The 17,805-nt window shown below is 65.0% G+C and carries 16 protein-coding genes; 10 read left to right on the top strand and 6 right to left on the bottom strand.

Annotated features, from left to right (window positions below; all coding sequences use genetic code 11):
- The 3 genes from MLGJGCBP_RS00165 to MLGJGCBP_RS00155 all read left to right on the top strand — a co-directional run.
- Window positions 1-222: DUF4913 domain-containing protein (locus tag MLGJGCBP_RS00165; protein WP_160093625.1), on the top strand; the 222-nt coding region annotated here is incomplete at its 5' end.
- A gap of 22 nt (window positions 223-244) precedes the next feature.
- Entirely contained in the window at window positions 245-1,207 is a 963-nt protein-coding gene (locus tag MLGJGCBP_RS00160; RefSeq protein ID WP_160093624.1) for a hypothetical protein, read from the top strand.
- Window positions 1,208-1,242: 35 nt separating this feature from the next.
- Window positions 1,243-2,067, top strand: coding sequence for a hypothetical protein (locus tag MLGJGCBP_RS00155; protein WP_160093623.1), 825 nt, complete (start codon window positions 1,243-1,245; stop codon window positions 2,065-2,067).
- A 227-nt stretch (window positions 2,068-2,294) separates the two neighbouring features.
- Here MLGJGCBP_RS00155 and MLGJGCBP_RS00150 read toward each other — a convergent pair whose 3' ends face one another.
- Complete coding sequence (locus MLGJGCBP_RS00150) at window positions 2,295-4,616, bottom strand: arylsulfatase (protein ID WP_160093622.1); 2,322 nt, start codon at window positions 4,614-4,616, stop codon at window positions 2,295-2,297.
- Between the two features lie 477 nt (window positions 4,617-5,093).
- Here MLGJGCBP_RS00150 and MLGJGCBP_RS00145 point away from each other — a divergent pair, with 477 nt between their 5' ends.
- Window positions 5,094-6,050 carry an SCO6745 family protein gene (locus tag MLGJGCBP_RS00145; RefSeq protein ID WP_201452910.1) on the top strand — a complete coding sequence of 319 codons (957 nt, stop codon included), beginning with the start codon at window positions 5,094-5,096 and terminating at the stop codon, window positions 6,048-6,050.
- Between the two features lie 620 nt (window positions 6,051-6,670).
- On the top strand, window positions 6,671-6,943 hold the full coding sequence (locus MLGJGCBP_RS00140; protein ID WP_160093621.1) for a hypothetical protein: 273 nt from the start codon (window positions 6,671-6,673) through the stop codon (window positions 6,941-6,943).
- Between the two features lie 377 nt (window positions 6,944-7,320).
- Here the strand turns inward: MLGJGCBP_RS00140 and MLGJGCBP_RS00135 are convergent, their stop codons facing one another.
- Window positions 7,321-7,641 (bottom strand): hypothetical protein, encoded by a 321-nt coding sequence (locus MLGJGCBP_RS00135; protein ID WP_160093620.1) that lies wholly within the window; start codon window positions 7,639-7,641, stop codon window positions 7,321-7,323.
- 791 nt (window positions 7,642-8,432) lie between these two features.
- Window positions 8,433-9,155 carry a hypothetical protein gene (locus MLGJGCBP_RS00130; RefSeq protein WP_160093619.1) on the bottom strand — a complete coding sequence of 241 codons (723 nt, stop codon included), beginning with the start codon at window positions 9,153-9,155 and terminating at the stop codon, window positions 8,433-8,435.
- 146 nt (window positions 9,156-9,301) lie between these two features.
- On the opposite strand from MLGJGCBP_RS00130, the gene MLGJGCBP_RS00125 reads away from it, so the two are divergent.
- From MLGJGCBP_RS00125 to MLGJGCBP_RS00115, 3 genes are all read left to right on the top strand, one after another.
- Complete coding sequence (locus tag MLGJGCBP_RS00125) at window positions 9,302-10,123, top strand: hypothetical protein (protein ID WP_236580846.1); 822 nt, start codon at window positions 9,302-9,304, stop codon at window positions 10,121-10,123.
- A 124-nt stretch (window positions 10,124-10,247) separates the two neighbouring features.
- Entirely contained in the window at window positions 10,248-11,360 is a 1,113-nt protein-coding gene (locus MLGJGCBP_RS00120) for a hypothetical protein (RefSeq protein ID WP_160093617.1), read from the top strand.
- 79 nt (window positions 11,361-11,439) lie between these two features.
- Window positions 11,440-12,219, top strand: a complete 780-nt coding sequence (locus MLGJGCBP_RS00115; RefSeq protein ID WP_236580845.1) for a hypothetical protein — start codon at window positions 11,440-11,442, stop codon at window positions 12,217-12,219.
- Between the two features lie 27 nt (window positions 12,220-12,246).
- Here the strand turns inward: MLGJGCBP_RS00115 and MLGJGCBP_RS00110 are convergent, their stop codons facing one another.
- Both MLGJGCBP_RS00110 and MLGJGCBP_RS00105 read right to left on the bottom strand, forming a co-directional pair.
- The gene (locus MLGJGCBP_RS00110; protein WP_160093616.1) at window positions 12,247-14,010 is read right to left on the bottom strand and encodes an ABC transporter ATP-binding protein; all 1,764 of its coding nucleotides are present in this window, start codon (window positions 14,008-14,010) and stop codon (window positions 12,247-12,249) included.
- Window positions 14,011-14,268: 258 nt separating this feature from the next.
- Entirely contained in the window at window positions 14,269-14,550 is a 282-nt protein-coding gene (locus MLGJGCBP_RS00105; RefSeq protein ID WP_160093615.1) for a hypothetical protein, read from the bottom strand.
- 331 nt (window positions 14,551-14,881) lie between these two features.
- Between MLGJGCBP_RS00105 and MLGJGCBP_RS00100 the strand changes: the two genes are divergently transcribed.
- Together MLGJGCBP_RS00100 and MLGJGCBP_RS00095 are read left to right on the top strand one after the other, a co-directional pair.
- Window positions 14,882-15,649: a hypothetical protein gene (locus MLGJGCBP_RS00100; protein WP_160093614.1), complete on the top strand. Its 768-nt coding sequence runs from the start codon at window positions 14,882-14,884 to the stop codon at window positions 15,647-15,649.
- A gap of 56 nt (window positions 15,650-15,705) precedes the next feature.
- Window positions 15,706-16,380 (top strand): hypothetical protein, encoded by a 675-nt coding sequence (locus MLGJGCBP_RS00095; RefSeq protein WP_160093613.1) that lies wholly within the window; start codon window positions 15,706-15,708, stop codon window positions 16,378-16,380.
- 53 nt (window positions 16,381-16,433) lie between these two features.
- Here the strand turns inward: MLGJGCBP_RS00095 and MLGJGCBP_RS00090 are convergent, their stop codons facing one another.
- Window positions 16,434-17,747 (bottom strand): hypothetical protein, encoded by a 1,314-nt coding sequence (locus MLGJGCBP_RS00090; RefSeq protein WP_160093612.1) that lies wholly within the window; start codon window positions 17,745-17,747, stop codon window positions 16,434-16,436.
- Window positions 17,748-17,805: the final 58 nt, after the last annotated feature.

Here is a 17,805-nt window from a genome sequence, read left to right as displayed (position 1 = left end):
CTCTGGCGCACCTGGGAACACTTCCGCCGCGACCCCACCACCGGAATGAGCGTGTGGTGGCGCGACCACGCCGACCACCACATGTCGGTGCTGATGGCCTCGGACGGCCCGTTCAGCAAGTGCAGTGCCGCGCACGGCCATCACTCCGCGGACAACGCCATCGCGCCGTTGCCGACCGACCCGGCACCTGCCGGGATGTTCCCGGACACCCGGAACCTCTAGGCACCAGCGAAAGGAAACCGGCATGGGAATGCACGACGACGACGGCATTTACACCGCCACCTGCCACTATTACCGCAACAACGGCACACATGGGCTGCCGCATGGCACCTCCACCACCCAGCACACCTCGCAGGCCGCCGCGTACGAAGCCCTCTACGACGCCGTCCGCACGGCGCGGTCCGACGGCGCATCCCAGGTCGACGTGTCCCTCACCCGCGACGACACCGCAGCGACCCAGGTGATCTTCGCGGCTGGCCCTCGACATATCGACGACGTCCACCCTGAGCTCGACGAACAGCGGTCCTCATACTCCCGCGCATGGGAGATCCTCACCATTCATGCCAACGAGATCCTCTCCGAACTCAGGAACCCGCACTCACCCGTCCACCAACCACTCTCGCCGGAACTACGCGACGTCGCCTGGTCCGCCCACAACGTCCACACCCCCCAGATCGGACAGCATGAGTCCTTCGAACGGCACCTCGCCGGCGAGGTCGACCGCGCGAAAGACCGGGCCCGCGAGGCCGGGCACAGCGAAGCCCAAATCGAGACCGCCGCCCGCACAGACCCGAACCTGGACCTCGACCTGAACATGGAACTGCTCTACGGACGTTCGGAACTGATGCTCGACCTCGTCGATGACCTCGCCAAAGACCCCGCCCTCACACCTCAACAACGGGAGGCTCTCTTCGCCGCCGCCGACCAGGCCAAGATCACAAGGGCCCACCTCGACATGCACGGGGGCGAACCGGTCGCATCGTCCGTGAGCAACACGACCGGCATCGACACGGCCATAACCCGTGACCGTTCCAGTGATTCGGCGATCCCCCCGCTCATCGACCAGCTGCAAGCAAGCAGCCCGCCAGCGCACGTCCTCGACTACCCCTACCCGCCCCAGTCCACACCGACAGCACAGACCTCGCTGAGCAACGACGACGCGCGTAACCCGCCTATACGACGGCGTGACACCGACCTAGGGCGTTAACCCCCGAATCGTTCGACCACCGTAAGGAGAACCACATGTCCGAAGGCCCCGAAGTCGACTCGGCAAGCCGGGAAATCAACGGCATGATGCGGGTCGCACTGCAACTGGCCTCGCGCATCGCCGAGAAAATGGCTCGCAACCGTGAGCGTGACCTCGAGCAGGCGCGCCGCGAATCCACCGAACGCACCCGTGAACTCGCACAACGACTCGAGACCGACCGTGCAGGCATCGAAGCGTATCTGCGTGCCTCATTTGATGACCAATGGTGGAACCGCGCACAGCCCGGCGAGATCGCCGACCAGTGGCAGCACGCCCAAGCGTGGCAGGAACACTCCCACGTCGCAGCGGAAGCCGCCGAGCGGATCCGCACCGAAACCGCCAAGCGGTATGGCATCGACGTGAACGCTCCGGGCGCGGACGAGAAGATCGTCGACTCCCTGCTCCGCGATGCGGAGAACCGGCAAGCCCGCGCCGCCGACGAACGCGGCCGCGCCCGCTCCGACACCATGACGGCCAGTGAGATTCTCGACGAAGCCGAGCGGGTAGATGCCGAACGATCCGACGAGACTGAACGCAACGAGACGAACGGCGAAGACGTCGAACCGCAGGCACCTGGCGGTGATTCGCTGTGCTCGGTGGCCGAACACGACTACGACTCCGCCGAACGACGCGGCGACGACGCCGACCAGATGAGAGCCGCCGGCCTCGCAGAAGAAGAAGTCGCCACCCGCATGCGCGCCGACCTCGACCAAGCCCGGCACCCGGTCGAGGCGGTCACCGGGGACGGCAGCCACCCCAAGGCCCGCAAGGGCCGGGCCAGACGTGGTAAGTCCGCCGAGCGGACGATGACCGGCCGGTGAGCATGAACCGGCTGATCTGACCCCAGCTGTCGTACCGACACGAAGCGAGGATGGACTCCATAGGGTCCACCCTCGCTTCATTCGACGTGTCCCGATTGACACCCCGAAAGCAAAATCATCACCGGACGGGGCTACCGGAACGGCGCTGGTCAGCGAGTCTCGGTCAACGGGCAGCTTTCGGGACGTGCCGGGGCGGGTTCGCCTTACGGGAGCGCGCCCCTGGGGCTTCAGGTGTATTCGACCACCACCTTGTCGATGGTGCCGGTGAACGGGAACGGGGCACGGTCGTAGTAGTCGAGGGAAACCGGGGAGCCGAGGCAGGTGCCGATGTCGAGGCAGTCGTTCGCGGTGAACAGCAGGGGTGCGCTGACGGGCACGGTGCTCTGGCCCACTTCCTGCCCATCAATGCACATCCGCACCTTGAGCGGGCCCCCGGGCCGGGGTTCGGCGTACTCGGTGATCACCTCGATGGTGCGTCTACCCGGCGGAATCGGGGTTGCCGAGCGGATCTTGGTGCGTTGAATGATGAACAGGTTGTATTCGTAGCAGAGGTGGCCGTCGTCGACGAAACAGGTCAGCCCGCCGCCGGCACCACCGAGCGCGTACAGCACTCCGGTGGCGTTGTCGGGGACGGTCAAATCGATCGTCACGCGGTTGTTCTTGTTGCCCAGTCCGGGAGCGCAGAATTCGGGCATCCGGGTGATGTCGCCGGAGAACTCCCAGCTCGTGTAGGGGGTGGTGATCCGCTGCTCGGGGTGCAGTGCGATCACCCAGAGGCCACCACCGATCGGGAGCGCATTGTTCTTCGCGGCCTCGATCGCGAACAGCTCCCGTAGCTGCGCGAGTTTGTCCGGATGTTGCTGTGCGAGGTCGCGGTTCTGGGTCCAGTCCTCGTCGAGGTGGTAGAGCTCCCAGGTGTCGTCGTCGGGGCTCCAGTCGCGGATGCCGCCGGGCGTGCCCGGCAACCACGGTGCCCGCGGCCCGAACGCCGAGGCCATCCACCCGTCGTGGTAGATCGCCCGGCTGCCCATGATCTCGAAGTACTGGGTGAGCTTGCCCGCGGCCGCGTTGCGGTCGAGGAAGGTCGGCGCGAAGCTGGCGCCGTCGATCGGGTCCTGCGGTATCCCGTTCACCGTCCGCGGCGGGGTGATCCCGATCAGGTCGTAGAAGGTGGGGATCAGGTCGTTGCAGTGCAGGAACTGGGTGCGTGGTGTGGGGTCGGGGGTGATCTTGGCCGGCCACCGGATCAGCATCGGGTTGCGGGTGCCGCCGAGGTGCGAGGCCAGCAGCTTCATCCCCTTGTACGGTGTGCTGCCCGCCCACGCCCAGCCGGCGTGGTACATGTTGTCGGTCTTCGGGGACCCTAGGACATCGAGTCCGCCGAGCTCGTCGAGCGCCGCGATGTGCTGCGCTGGGGTGGACGGGATTCCGTTCTGGGCGAGTAGTTCGCTGATGGTGCCGTTCTGGCCCTCCCCTGAGGAACCGTTGTCGCCCCAGATGTACAGGATCAGGGTGTTGTCCCGGTACCCGAGCCGGTCCAGTTCGTCGAACAGCCGACCGACCTGGACGTCGCAGTGCTCGGCATATCCGGCGGCGACCTCCATCAGCCGGCGCTGGAACGGTTTCTCGTCCTCGGGAATGTCGTCCCAGGCGGCCATGGTGGGGTCGCGGTCGGTCAGCTCCGCCTCGGGTGGGATCCAGCCCGTCTCCTTGGCGCGGGTGAATACCCGCTCCCGGTAGGCGTCCCAGCCGTCGTCGAACTTCCCGGCGTACTTGTCAGCCCACGGCTTCATGATGTGGTGTGGTCCGTGCAAGCAGCCGCTGGCCCAGTACATGAAGAACGGCTTGTCGGCGTCGAACGCCTTGTGCGTGCGAAGCCAGCCGATGGCGTCGTCGGCGAGGTCTTCACTGAGGTGATAACCCTGCTCAGGGGTTTTCGATGGCAGCACCACGGTGGTGTTGCGGACCAGGTTCGGCTCGTACTGGGATGCCTCGCCGGCGAGGAAGCCGTAGAAGTAGTCGAAGCCGAGACCAGTGGGCCAGTTGTCGAACGGACCGGCCGCAGTGGTCTCCTCGGCGGGGGTGTTGTGCCATTTACCGAAGGCGGCGGTGCTGTAGCCGTAGTGGCGCAGCACCTCAGCTCCCGTCGCGCTCGACTCCGGAATGTGGCCGGAGTAGCCATCCCAGTCGTTGGCCAGCTCGGCGATCTGCCCGTTCCCGACACGGTGGTGGTTGCGGCCGGTCAGCAGCGATGCGCGGGTCGGCGAACACATTGCGGTGGTATGGAATCGGTTGTATCCGATGCCCTCCTGCACCATCGCGTCGAGCGTCGGAGTGTTCACCTCACCGCCGAGACCACTCGGCAGCCCGGGTCCGGCGTCGTCGATGAGAACGACGAGGATGTTCGGTGCATCGGACGGCAGGCGCCGCTCCTTCGGGCGGGGGTTGTACACCGACTCCGCCATGGTGCGGCCGGCGATACTTCCCGACGGAGTCGGTGGGAACGGCAGGGTATCGCCCCCCGGAATCGGATCCGCGATAATGCCCATCAGCTCTTCCTTCCTGCGGTCGAGGACCGGACGTGCGGCGCCGCTCCGAACTGGTGGTGATCGGGCCCGCTCCCCTGAATTCAGCGAATCACGCACAACACCGAGTCGGGATCACCCATACAGGAGGAAATCGAGCGCAACCATCCCGTCAGCGGAGGTGGAGTTCGGCACCCACTCGCCGCGTAACGGTCTCGATGGGGCGCTGACCACCCCCTCGCACCCACAGCCGACCGACCCTCGCCTGCTCATGCACCAACTTTGCGTGTCGGCCCGGAGCGCTCTGCTTGCGCCTCCGCACCACTGTCCCTTCCACAGACTGCTCCGACGGTCGCCGCCCGCGCCTCACCCGCCGCGGGTGAGGCCGTCACCCCACAATCAGGACCAGGCTGGACGGGGGGCGCACACGCCACCGCCACCGCCACCGCCACCGCCACCGCCACCGCCACTGCGGGACACCGAGGACTAGGGAACGTTGCGATGACCACCGATTTCCAGGAAAGGGCCCGCCGGCTCCGCAACGCGGTGGAGCCGATCGCCGCCGGGGTGTATTTCGCCCCGGAAGCACACCAGGCGTACGCCGCTCTCGGGTTCGGTGGCAGCCCCACCGCCCAGGACGGCGTCGCCCGTCCGGACCTGAATGCGTACTTCGCCAGCCGCGGCGCCTGCCTGGGCCAGGTCCCCGGCGAGGTCGTCGCCGCCGCCTTCGGTTGCTTCAACCCCAAGGTCCTCGTGCCCGCCGTCGCGGCTGGCTGGCCGATCACCAGCCGAGAGAAAATCCTCACCGCCCGGGAACAGGCCGCGACCGCGATGCTGACCCGGGTCCTCGGCGAGCAGCCCGACGGCCTCGACCGGGTCACCGCCCTGCTCCGCCGCGCCGCCGACGCCGCACCCTGGGCGGGCCGGCCGATCTACAGCGGACTCTGTTCGCTCGGGTTCCCCGACCACCCGATGGGCGCGCTGTGGCGCGCCGCCGACCTCGTCCGCGAGCACCGCGGCGACAGCCACGTCATCTCCTGGGCGGTCGGCGGCGCTGACCCGGTGGAGATCCTGCTGCTCACCGAACAGTGGTGGGGGCAACCTGCCCGCTCCTACACCCCCTCCCGCGGCTGGGCCGCCGCCGACATGGACGCCGGCGTCGACCGACTCACCACGCGGGGCCTGATGACCGGCGACGAACAGCTCACCGAGGCCGGCCGGGCATTCCGGGAGGAGATCGAGGTCCGCACGGACGAACTCGAACGGCCGCTCCTGGACGCGCTCGACGACGACCTGGACGAACTCCTCGACCACCTCGACGCCTGGTCCGAGGCGATCATCGCCGCCGGCTCCTACCCGAAGCGCGTCGCCGGGATCTACAACGTCGGCGGCGGACCACACTTCGGCTCCGGCCTGACCATCGACACCGCAGCCGAACTGTACGAGGACAAAAACTAAACGCACCGCCCAACCGTTTCGCTACGCATCCATGGTGTCCCAGTGATCGATCCCTCACGGACGGCTGAGCAAGCGTTGGTTTGACGCCCGCTCTTTTCGGGCTGGCTCTCAGTTCGGTTCCAGCCATTAAACCCAGATCCACCCGAAGGGGCCCGGTTCCTTCTCCCGGAGACGGCGTACACCTCCGGACTCCAGGATGTCGAGGTGTATCGATTCCATCAGGGTGGGGGCGCCTTGCCACAGGCGTGGCCGTCCGTCGCGATCGAACACCGACATACGCTCCGTCGTAACCGGCTGCAAAGGCGGGGTCTTGCAGCTGGTGTGCCAATGCCCTCGATCGCATCACCAGCCAGGTCCCCGAGTCGGTCGTCCACGGCGGGAATGCCGAGGTGAATGGTACCGAGGCGATGGGGCGCAGTTCCTCGTCGAGTAGCTGCCCGCGCGTTTCCGACCGGCCGACGGCCAGTGGCGACCCCACATCCACCAGCGTGGTGTCACCGGAGTTCCAGAACGGGCGTGGCCAGGCCGTTCCGAGTTCGAGTGCACCGTCGAGGCGAACTCGCGCGCACCACGGCCCACGCTGATTCTGCGCGACTATCGTGCCCTGGGCTCCGGTGCGCATGAACAGGAGGAAGCCGCCCGCACCCGGGCTGACCGCCTCGATGTCCGCCGGCACATCAACGGTGGCATACACGCCCCCGCTCAACGTCCGCAGCACCACGGAACTGCTTGTGGCCCGATATGTCGGTGCCGCGGTGGCCAGCACGCCGTCCGTCAGTGCCGAGGCCGACGCCGAGACGGGGGCGGAGTCGACGATCGTGACGGTACCGGCGTGGTCGCAGTGTGCGATCCCGTCGGCCCCCACGACCCAGCAACCGGAGCCGTCGGCGTGAAGCCGGCGTGGTGTGTAACCCACGATCCCCGAGCGGCGAATCGCCCCCGGCACGGTGTGCGTGCTGGTCGAGCCGTCTCCTGCTCGGCGCACGAGAACAGGGCGCCCGACATCGAGTAGCCACAACACCGAACCATGGCCGGCCAATGGGCCCGCCCGAAACGCTCTCGTCGACCCCGTGTGTCGGGTCGAGGCCTCGTTGCTGCCGCTCATGCGCCTTTCGGCGAGTCGCTGAGGATCATTCTCAATACTTACCAGACTGTCAGACCTCGCGGTCAATGAAGCTGACAGTGATGCCATGAGGCTCCGAGCGGGGTTTCCGGAAGCGGACTCGGCGAACGGTCTCAACCCGGCACCTGTGTGCCGCGCGGGAGAGTCTTAGTCGCCGAGGTAGCCAGTCTCAGGATTGATCTGACCGAGGAAGTCGCGGATCGACTCGCGATGCTCGTCAATTGTGTTCGGCTGGAACGTGGATGGAGCGTTCGCTCGGTCCTGAATGCTGGAATAGGCTACGCGTTGAAAGCTGGAGAACCCGTACCCCTTGTTCGGTCCGGATTCCCAGTCATAATCGCAGGCGCCTGGTTCCTCTGGACGTAGCCTCACCGTGAAAACCTCGCCATCGACAGTCAACGTGAACGGCCCACCCTCAGCCGTCGGTCGACTGTCGCCTGCGGGCTCGTCGTGATCCCCAGTACTCATGAACGCATCTTCACATGCGCCCGCTAATCGGATCTGACGTTTCCGGTGCCCGACAGTTCGCGGTGACTCGTGCCGACACTGAGCTCTCGACGGGGAACCGCAACCGGATCCGTCATGGGACGGGTCGCCTTGTCGAGGAACACTGGTCTGCCTTGTTTCACGGCGGTGATGGCGTCGATGAGGCTAACGTCCTGACCATGCCTATCCGGGTCGGTGTCGCGTCTTTGAGCTGGTTTTCGGGTATGTACCGCCGTGGAGCTACGTCCACATCGGGAGAGCCATGTCGTGGCACATAGGCATGCTTCCACCGGAAACATCCGACCTCGGCGCCATCGCGCACGGACCCGCCGTCCTGGCGCGTAGCCCTGGCCTGCAGGTCGGGCTACGCACGATCATCGCGTACAAGGGTGGGCTGGAAATCGCCGTGGTGGTCGTCGCCACGGGCGCGCATGCCGACGTCCCGAACGCCAGTACAGGGCGCCGGCCGAGATCGACCCGGTCACCGGACGCCCGAACCCCCAACCGGTCTTCGGGGTGGCCTTCCGGTTCAGTGCCGCCGATGACTCGACCGAGCAACCCTTTCCCCGCCGCAGCACCGCTGCAAGGTCGAAGCCCGGCGTGTTCCGGCGCGAATTCTTGTACACCACGACTGAACTTCCGCGCTCCACCCTTCTGCGATATCTCGTCGCCTGGCCACAGGTCGGGCTTTCCCCCACCACAGTCGAACTCACACTCCCTGACCCGGATGATCTGCGTCGCCACATCATCCCCATGCCGAACTAAGCCGGTCATCAGGGGATGTCGGGTTCCGTCAGGACGAGGATGCCCGGAGGTGACTGCAACTGAAGGTCGAGCAGTTCGGCTACGACCCGGTAGCGTCCAGCCGCAAAATCCTCGATGTCCGATGCGAGGTTCACCTGGAGGGACATGCGGCCGCCCGGCGCGAGGTCGGGCAGCGGAGGTGCGTGGGTGAAGAACAGCACGCCGGTTCCCAGCCGTTCGTCGTCCGGTCCGAGCACCCACCCGTGGACAGTCATGTGATCGCCGACGTCGTTCATCCAAAGGTGGTCGGCGGTATTGAGCAGATCGATCGACAAGTTCGGCTGTGTGCCAACCGTGGCGGTCTGCTCGGCTGGCCACCGCAGTTCCAGCCCCGCCCGCCGGGCTGCGCAGGGCCGCCGCATCGGGACCGGGCCGGGATCGGTGCTGACGGTCCAGGCTTCTCCGATCCAGTGCAGGAACACCAACACCCACGCATTTCGCCGGTGGGGGTGTGGCGCGGCGAAGACGTCTCGCGGGTTGTCGATGAACTCCCAGCTGGGGAAGATCGGTCGCCATCCCTGACGGGGGAGATCGAGCAGGTCGTCGGGAGAGCGCAGGGTGAGCTTGCGGCCACTGATCAGGTCCCACAGCGACGAACCGGGTCCTTCGAGCGTCGCCGGATCGACTTCGAGGGAGCCGAGTTGAACCAGACCTGGGTCTGACTGGTTCTCTTCGGAATCCGACCTCCTCATTATCGAATTATCGCGCGCTGTCGAACCTTTTGGTCACATGATGCCCACCGACGAAGCATGTCACCGGTCACCGGTCACCGGTCAGCGATCGTCATCCGGGCTCCGATGGGCGGTCCGCTGACAGCGAGCGCTGCGACACTATGGCCATGACGTCTGATCTTGCGGTCAACCTCCTGGACACGTTCCCCGGCCGCATGTTGATCGATTGGTGGGGAGAGTGGCGCGCACTGCACCCGGAGTTCTCCTCCGCTGGGCAGTACGCCGACTCGATCGACACCGAGGACTACTCGGGCCGCGTGGCGATGGTCCTTCACATGTATCTGTACGGCGGCGACTTCAAGGACGTCATCGACCTCGACGCCTCCGACCCCGACATCGTGGAGATGAGCGAGGCCGTCGCGGCCGCACTGTGCTCACCCAGCCGCGAAACTCTGCTCTCCCCACAAAGTCATCACGGCAACCTCACCGAGTTCCGCACGCTAAGCGTCGCTAACCGCCACCGACCCAGCGCTTTACCGGACGGCGCCTTCTGGACGGCGACGAAGTTTGCTTGCGGAAACGATGCCTGGCTGCTCCATGGCGAACACGACGCAGAGCGCAGTCCGCTGCGCTACGACGTTCATTTCGACCCGGCGAAGGCGCGGATCGCGCGGGTCGATTCGGCGCTTGCATGGGAGGCGCTGCTGAAGGCACATCCCCGCGAGCACGAAGGGACCGTGTTTCCCGATTGGCCGTCGATCGCCCAGGAGTGGGACGCGGTCCACGTATCGCTTAGTGGACTGCTCTGCGCCGAGCCGCTGATATCGCAAGTGCCCTACACCGGAGAAGATCCCAGCGGCTATACCCACTGTCAGTCCGGCCCCTACGTCGGAGTCGCCGAATGGGCCGTTCCGAGCACAGCTTGGCTTCGTCCGTCAGCCCATATGAGGGTCGAGCCAACTGCCCTTGCAGGAGGCAGCGATCGATGACCGGTGAGCGATCGTTGATCGGTTCTCCTGGTTCCCCGAGTGCATATGGCACTGTGAGCGGATGGTTGAGGCCGATTGCAGGAGTGATCCGTACGGGTTGCAGGCATCGTCGAGAGGTGGTGGTGTGGCCCGCATTATGGCGTTGGCCGCGGTAATTATGGCTGCTGCCTCTTGCAGCACAGCACCGCAGTATCCGGGTGCGAACATCGAAACGCTGCCCGCGAATGCCGTAGGAGCCGTGTCCCTCGGCGGCCTCACCGTCGAATCATCAGGTGGTCGGACCCTGGTGTTCGTCTTCGACGAAAGCGGAAACGTCGTCGGCCGTATGGAAAACGGACGCGTCGACGGCAACCAGGTCGTGGCCTCACACCACAACGTGGTCACCGCCTCCTCCCGGGCAGTGACCACATTGACCGACACCGCCCGCATCGATACCCCGATCACCGAGCACACCGTTGCGTCGATCTCGAATAACCCGGACAGCGGCGCCACCACGATCTGGTTCAACAGCGGCCGCTCGAACAACTACGTGTCCGTCAGTGCCGAACACTGGATTCTGCAGGGTTCCGTTCCCGGCATGGTCCGCACGACGGCCTACTGCGGTGACCGTCACTTCGCGGTCGTCGACAACTGGCAGGCTGTTGATGCTCCCATCCCGAATCGGCTGTACGAACTGCCGCCCGGAGGAGAGCTGGTGGTGCGAGGCGAATGGGACAGCCCGAGCGATTACAGGCCCGCCTCACGCACATCGGTCTGCTCGCCAGACGGACAATCGATCCTCGCCCTCTACGGCACCTACCGTTACGGAATGGATGAGACCGTCGGTCCTGCTATGACCCTGGCGACGATCGATGTCGTCGACGGATCGCGAATCGAAACGCCACTGGTGATGCCCGAGGCTCGCGGTGGTGCCATTCGCGGAACCATGGCGGTGATGGGCGACCGGTTGTTCTGGCTCAACGAGGACGCAGACGTGCTGTCGGTTCCCGTTGCGGGATCGCCGACGGTAACCCATGAATGGACAATTCCCGAGGGTGCCGACGCCACCGTAAGCTCGGTGAGCGGCTCCGTTGTCACCGCCGTCAACTACAAGGGCCGCCCTGTGTTCTCCCAGTACGACCTGCTCACCGGAAACGCTCTCCGAGACCCCATCGAGTTGCCGTGGCTGGAATCGATCGTCGGATCCCCAGCCGGTGACACCACCTATGCGATCTCGAGTGTCACCGCCACCCCATGACCTGAGAGCGATCGGTTATCGCTCAGTCTCGTACGTGGCTGTCAGTACCCGGATCTTCGCGATGTGGTGCAGTAGGACCATGGCCTGGGATCCCGAAACGACTGATAGCCAGGACTGGGCCGAGCGCGGCCTCCGACTGGCAGCCGATACCACCGCCGGCACCTGGATCGTCGAACACGTGCACAACTTCGACCACACTGTCGCCGCCCTAGTGCCACCAGTGTTTCCCGCGTACGCCCGGATCTTCCACCCCGCGACCACCCTTGACGACGAGCCTGTGCGTTGGGCAGCCGTCGCCGCGGCCAACGGCACCATCGCGCACCCCGTCATGGAATGGGGATCCATCGTGGGTAGCTGGCACACCAGCGAACAGGAGGGTCTGTGGCACGACGCCCCGGTCACCGGCTCGTTACCCGCGCGAACAACACGCGCGCTGGCCGACATTCTTCGACGGTTCACGTCCACACCGGAGCTGTGCTGGTTCGCCCACTGGGAAGGATCCGGATTCCTCACCGTTCCGTCGAACTACTCGTGGCTGCCCATGCCCAACCGCAGGATGGCCCTGTTCTCGGGAGGAATTGATCTGGCTGATATCCGGTTCGGGGCCAATAAGTGGTTCCCGGACGGGATGAGCCCGCATCTGTGGTGGCCTGATGATCGGGCATGGTGTGTGGCGACGGACATCGACCTCATGACGACGTATGTGGGAGCATCGCGCGATTGCGTAAATGCCGTTGTCGCTGCCGGCGACCTCGAAGCGCTGCCCGTGACACCCGATCAGAGAGTCACCTGGGACAGCGACACAATCAACCCGCTGCCTTCCAGTCCGTCGGGCCGGTGGCCCACCCGCAAGTCCTGACCGACAATCGATGAGCACGCTCACGGGCTATTTACCACTCAGATCGACAGATTCGGAGGGCTTGAGGTCATGATCCACCAGTGACCGGTACAGATCAGAACTGTTCACCAGTGCGGAGTGCGGCCCTTGTGCTGCGATCTCGCCGTCGGCGAGAACGATGATCTCGTCTGCCGAAATCACCGTCGACAGCCGGTGCGCAATAATGACCAGGCTTTTTCGCTCACGCAATGCGGAGAGCGCGTCCACGAGCAGCTTTTCGTTTTGCGTGTCGAGGTTCGAGGTGGGCTCGTCCAGAAGCACGATCGGGCAGTCGGACAACAGTGCCCGGGCGACCGCGATTCGCTGCCTCTCGCCCCCGGAAATCGCACCGCCGCGATCACCCACCGGTGCATCCAGACCGCCCGGCAGCTGGCTCACGTGGTCCTTCAAATTCGCGGCCTCGAGCGCCGCCCAGAGCTGTTCCCCTGTAGCCTCCGGGTTCCCGATCAGCAGATTGTCTCTGACCGTGCCGTGCAGGACCGGTGCGTCTTGTTCGACAATCGCGAAGGCCGACCGAACCTCCTGCATGGTGAGGCGGCGGTAGTCCTGCCCGCCGAGCCGGATCGCCCCCGTGGTGGGCTCGTAAAACTTGCCGATCAGCGACAACAGTGTGGTCTTTCCCGCCCCCGAGGGTCCCACGATCGCTGTCGTCGTCCGATACCCGACGGTGAACGAGACGTCCTTCACGACAGTCCGGTCGCCATACGCGAAAGACACGTGGTCGAACTCGAGCGTCGGCGACGACGAATCATCCGACCCGCAGTTGGGCGGTGTCTGCGCCGGCACAACGAGGGCGGGGTCCTCTTCGGCGTCGAGGGCAAGGGTGGCCTGGACGCGTTCGAACGAGCCGAGGGCCATCCGGATGGAGATGACTCCTTGGAACAGGTTCGACAGTGGGAAGAGCGCGTACATCGTGAAGAGGAACATCGTCACCAGGGTCCCCAGCTGCAGTGAACCGTTCGCGACACGGACACTGCCGATCAGCAGGATCAGCAGGAACGAACCCGAGGTGGACAGGCGAATGATCGGGGTGGCGAGGGCGGTGAGGCCGGCGGATCTGAGGCCGGCGTCGTAGGCCTTGTGCGCGCCCGCGGTGATCGCCGCTTCTTCGCGCGCCTCCGATCGGAAGATGCGGATCGTGCGGATGGCCGAGATGGCGCGTTCGAGGTTGGACGAGAGCTCACCCACGGCCATCTGTTTGTCTTTCGCGGCTTCCTGGATACGAGACAGCGCGAGACTGGCTCCGCCGAACGCGATCGTGGTGACGATGAGGGCGACCACGAAGAGCAGCGGGTCGAGATAGCACATCACGGCGGCCGCGACGGTGACGGCAAGGATGCCGGTGCCGATTTCGACGAGGTTCTTCGGTATCTGGCTGAGCAGGGAGACGTCGTTCGAGACCTGGGAGAGAAGATCCCCGACCCGCGCCGTACTCAGGTGCTCAATGCGCAGCCCCAGGATGTGCCTGGCGAATCGTTCGCGGATCGCGAGGACCAGTTGCTCACCGACTCGCTCGAGCAGGTATCGGCCGACCGACTCCAAGGCGCTTTGGGCGAGGAAGATCGCAACGAGGACGAGTGCGGGGAGCAGCACCGGCGACGAGGACGAGATGTTGTTGACGATCCGACCCGCGACAAGTGGTTGCGCGAGCCCGAGGGCGGTGGCCACGATGGTCACGGCCGTCGCGATGAACATCCGTCCGCGCCATTCACGCAGGTACGACAAGACGTGTGAAAAGCGGTTGAGTGTCACCCGGTCTCCTCGACGGTTTCGTTGGAGTCCAATCAGTACGTGCCAGAATCGATCCGACGGGTGCACCAACGGGAGCGCAGCGAGGTCGGCGTGATCGCCGGAGTAAGCATCACGCCGGCTCCCAACGGGGAACGTCAGTTACCCCGATTGGCCCGCGCCAACTAAATCTCGGCTCCGTTGCCACGGTCACCCTTCCGGTTGGCTTCGTCCCATCCACCGGATCGACTCGATGCCTTGACCGGTGCCGACACCTCGCCGCTACGCGTCCGTGTCGGTACGGACTTTCCGCAATAAGCGCTTGAGTGCCCATGCGTCCTTCTGACCGAAAGACACCCCGTCCGTGGCGCGAGCATGCACCATTTCGACGATCGGAACTGGAACCAGGACACGATGCTTAGCCGCACCACCCACGGCCTCAATCACCGCATGATGAATCCGGCCGTCTTCGATCGCGAAACTCACATGATCGAGCGTCTCGGCAGGCAGCACCGGCCGCAAAGCGGAGATCACCTCGTGCGCAAACTCTCTGAACCCCTCCATGCCGCCATTCTGGCACTCACCGATGACACTTCGCAGTACTAACGACCTAAACCGGGCCCGCCACAACCCCTGGGCAACTACTGCCAAGGCGTGCATCCGGGACCGGCTCGGTTCCCACGGCGTCTCGCCAATCGGTGCATCAGGAATGTTCGTACTCGGCTACCGCCCTTGCGAGACACCGCAAGGGGATCCACTTACGGAACGAGGCCGGACTGCCCTCGACCTGCGCTGGGATGCCGCTTCGTCCCGGTGCGGGTTCGGCTAGTGGGGCACCCCGGACGTTGGCAGCATCTGCGGCGTTCACCGGTTAGCGCATGCAAGTATCGGTGGCATGTCCGAGAAGCGATTCAACTTTGCCTATGTCGGCGACCCGCCACCGGGGTGGACTGCCCACTTGAAGTGGAGTGCCCGGATCTTGCGATTGGCCGGCGAATCCATCCCGGACAAAGAACTCGAGCGTGAACTGGAACGCGAGGAACAGGAACAACGCGAGATGCGTGCGCAGCGGCCGCCTGGGCGCCGCGTAGTACCCGAATTTCGGAAACGACCCGACGCCTTCCTGACAACAGTGGACGACGATCCAGTCCTTCACGAACCGAAGTTGTCCATCCCATTCAGAACCAACAACGGCCTCGACCTCCGGTTCACCAGAGTGAAGGTTTACGAGAACGGGGTGGGCTTTGACCTGGTGGCCCGCGAACCGGACCCCGACCCCACCGCCGGCATCTCGTTCGACACCGAGACAATCAATCTCGGTTACAGGATCAGGCCGGACAAGGCTCACAAAACCAGGATCCGGCTGGTCCTCGCGGTATCACCAACTCTTGGCGAGCACGGCTACTTCGGCGGCGCAGTGCTATCCAACTCGTTCCGGCAGGATGACTTTCCCGATGATCGGAACGAACCCTGGCTATCTGGTGGCGGCGACTCCCGCGGCCGTGTCCGCGACCTGGGTGTGATTGAAACGCGAGCGCACTACTTTCTCAGTCCGGTACCCACAAAGAGCATCGTCCAGGTCACGGTGGCTTACCCCGAGTTTGGACTCAAAACGACCAGCATCGAGTTCTACGCCGCCAATCTCCGCCCGCCGCGCCGCTAGCCGATCCGCTTCGGGTGCTGGATTGCTGTGTAGATCGCACGAATACGTCCGATCTCATGTGTGGCATCGTCGACGTCATGGCACACGAGCCGCCGCGATTGAATCATGCTCTGCCTGCACGCATCCAATACGTCGAGTACAGCTGGTTGATCGGTGACGGGAACAGCATTGTGCCCGTCGGGGAATCCACACGAGTGGTGCTGGCGCAATCAGATGAACTGCTGCAACACCTGCAGCCCCAGCAGCCGCTGTCATACTCCGGAGCGGTTGAGCAGCCTTGGCCCAACTGGCGCTCGATCCGCGAGACAGTAGGTGCCTCCACTGCCCCGAGCGGCGGAGAAGACACCACCGCGCCGGCGGTTCTCCACAACGGACCCCTCCAGGTCTTCTTCGTCTCCGCGCTACCCGTTCCCGCATACGTAGAACTCCGCGGGCCTTTCATCGCTGCCACGCCGGGGCTGGATACACCCATCGACGCCCCTGCCACCACCGGCGTCATCACACGGCTGCAGAAGGTCACAGTGCATTCGCAAAGGACCGATGTAGGACCCGACCGGCGCACCCGCTGGAGCGTGATCCCCGGCACCGCGTTGCTCAGCGACATCGAATACCGCCAAAGGGTAGAAGAACCTCCAAGGCCGATCTCGTCCGATCCGGACGGCAACCGATGCGTCGTAGATCTCGGAGTGCTGGTCGACCTGAGACCGGACAAGCCACCAACGCAGTTCTGAAGTCGAAGACATCGTGCCGCTCGACGATCCCCGAAAGAGCGTAGAGAACAGGGTCACGGGTCCGTCGTCTCGTCCGGCAGCCGCGGACGCGGCATCGGCACCGAGATTCTCGCCATGATGTCCGCGATTGCTGGATCGGCGTACGGATCCGGCTGAATCCACTGCACCGTGCCACGAGTACGCGCATCGAGATCGACTCGCCGGCGGGTGCCGTCCGGAGACTGCGCGGTGAGTTCGCCGCCGGCAACCCATTCGGTGTCGTCCCCGCTGCGCGCCTTGTCGGCACGTCGCGTCTGAGCCGTCACCCGGGCAACGGTTGCCGGATCATCGACCGGGATCAACTGCCGCTTGTCATCGAGCACCCGCACCGGGTGAGCATCGGGATCGACGCGCACCAAACCGTATCGGCGGTCAACGCGCAGCACCGGATACATCGAGCCGACAAGGAACAGTCGCCCGTCGACGACGACACTGCTACCGCCTTCGGCACAGACACGTTCAACGGTCAACGTCCCGTCCCCGGCACGATCGCACCGGAACACCTCGTGTCGGGAGGTGATCCAGCACCCGTCGCGGTCGGCGTGGACCTTGCGGGTCCACTGGTCGGTCGGCGGCTCGATCGTCAGCGGCAACAGAAACTCGAGGATTCGCGGCGATGTCGACCCCGTATCAATATGCAGCAGGACAGGATTCGACCGATCCATCACCCACACGTCGGGTCCGTCGACGGAAACCGCGCCGGCGACGAACTCCACCTTGGTGGCCGGTGCGTCGTCGAGGTCCAGGTCGACTAGCACTCCAGTCTCCTGATAGTGGTCCTCGGTCGAGGGCGTCTCCCAGTTAGACCAGAAGCGGTGCGGGGTGGACTCGACCTCGGTCAGTCTCTCGGTTCCGTCCACGGCGCGCAATCCACTGCCGGTGTGTTCGATGCGCTGTTCGACAAGCTGGACCCGTCGAACCCTGCCGCGAACCAGTACGGGATTGTCGGACCCCGTCCAGGAGATACCGACGACGAGTCTTCCGGTGAGTTCGACTCGTCCCGCCAGGGGCCGGTCGGACAACCATTCGGCGGACCATCCGTCACCGATCGCCTCGAGCGGCCACCGCAGTCCACCCTCCGGGTCGCTGTAGGGGGTGTTCCCGTACACCGGCCGGACGGTTGCCCGCACGGTTTGCCCATATGGTGAGGGCTTGTGGCCGGTGGGGTGGAAGGTCAGCACGACTTCGACGACGTCACCGCGAGCGGGTGGTGCGAGCGAGTTGTCATCGAGAACCCATCCAGGGACGAACACAGCAAGAGTGCGATTAGCCGTTTCGGCGAGCATCGTCACACCCCACGCACTCGACGAACCGATGGACGACGCCATCGGGCGCGGGGCTACCTTGCGCTGAAGAATACCGCGACGGTCAGAGTCCGCGATAGCT

The sequence above is a fragment of the Rhodococcus sp. T7 genome, from assembly GCF_009872365.1.
Taxonomy (GTDB): Bacteria; Actinomycetota; Actinomycetes; order Mycobacteriales; family Mycobacteriaceae; genus Rhodococcus_F.
This window is presented reverse-complemented; position numbering and strand designations above follow the sequence as displayed.

What these genes read in the sequence shown, in the direction of transcription:
- MLGJGCBP_RS00160 (WP_160093624.1), top strand. Translation starts at nt 245, where the DNA reads ATGGGAATGCACGACGACGACGGCATTTACACCGCCACCTGCCACTAT.
- MLGJGCBP_RS00155 (WP_160093623.1), top strand. Translation starts at nt 1,243, where the DNA reads ATGTCCGAAGGCCCCGAAGTCGACTCGGCAAGCCGGGAAATCAACGGC.
- MLGJGCBP_RS00150 (WP_160093622.1), bottom strand. Translation starts at nt 4,616, where the DNA reads ATGGGCATTATCGCGGATCCGATTCCGGGGGGCGATACCCTGCCGTTC.
- MLGJGCBP_RS00145 (WP_201452910.1), top strand. Translation starts at nt 5,094, where the DNA reads ATGACCACCGATTTCCAGGAAAGGGCCCGCCGGCTCCGCAACGCGGTG.
- MLGJGCBP_RS00140 (WP_160093621.1), top strand. Translation starts at nt 6,671, where the DNA reads ATGAACAGGAGGAAGCCGCCCGCACCCGGGCTGACCGCCTCGATGTCC.
- MLGJGCBP_RS00135 (WP_160093620.1), bottom strand. Translation starts at nt 7,641, where the DNA reads ATGAGTACTGGGGATCACGACGAGCCCGCAGGCGACAGTCGACCGACG.
- MLGJGCBP_RS00130 (WP_160093619.1), bottom strand. Translation starts at nt 9,155, where the DNA reads ATGAGGAGGTCGGATTCCGAAGAGAACCAGTCAGACCCAGGTCTGGTT.
- MLGJGCBP_RS00125 (WP_236580846.1), top strand. Translation starts at nt 9,302, where the DNA reads ATGACGTCTGATCTTGCGGTCAACCTCCTGGACACGTTCCCCGGCCGC.
- MLGJGCBP_RS00115 (WP_236580845.1), top strand. Translation starts at nt 11,440, where the DNA reads ATGGCCTGGGATCCCGAAACGACTGATAGCCAGGACTGGGCCGAGCGC.
- MLGJGCBP_RS00105 (WP_160093615.1), bottom strand. Translation starts at nt 14,550, where the DNA reads ATGGAGGGGTTCAGAGAGTTTGCGCACGAGGTGATCTCCGCTTTGCGG.
- MLGJGCBP_RS00100 (WP_160093614.1), top strand. Translation starts at nt 14,882, where the DNA reads ATGTCCGAGAAGCGATTCAACTTTGCCTATGTCGGCGACCCGCCACCG.
- MLGJGCBP_RS00095 (WP_160093613.1), top strand. Translation starts at nt 15,706, where the DNA reads ATGTGTGGCATCGTCGACGTCATGGCACACGAGCCGCCGCGATTGAAT.
- MLGJGCBP_RS00090 (WP_160093612.1), bottom strand. Translation starts at nt 17,747, where the DNA reads ATGGCGTCGTCCATCGGTTCGTCGAGTGCGTGGGGTGTGACGATGCTC.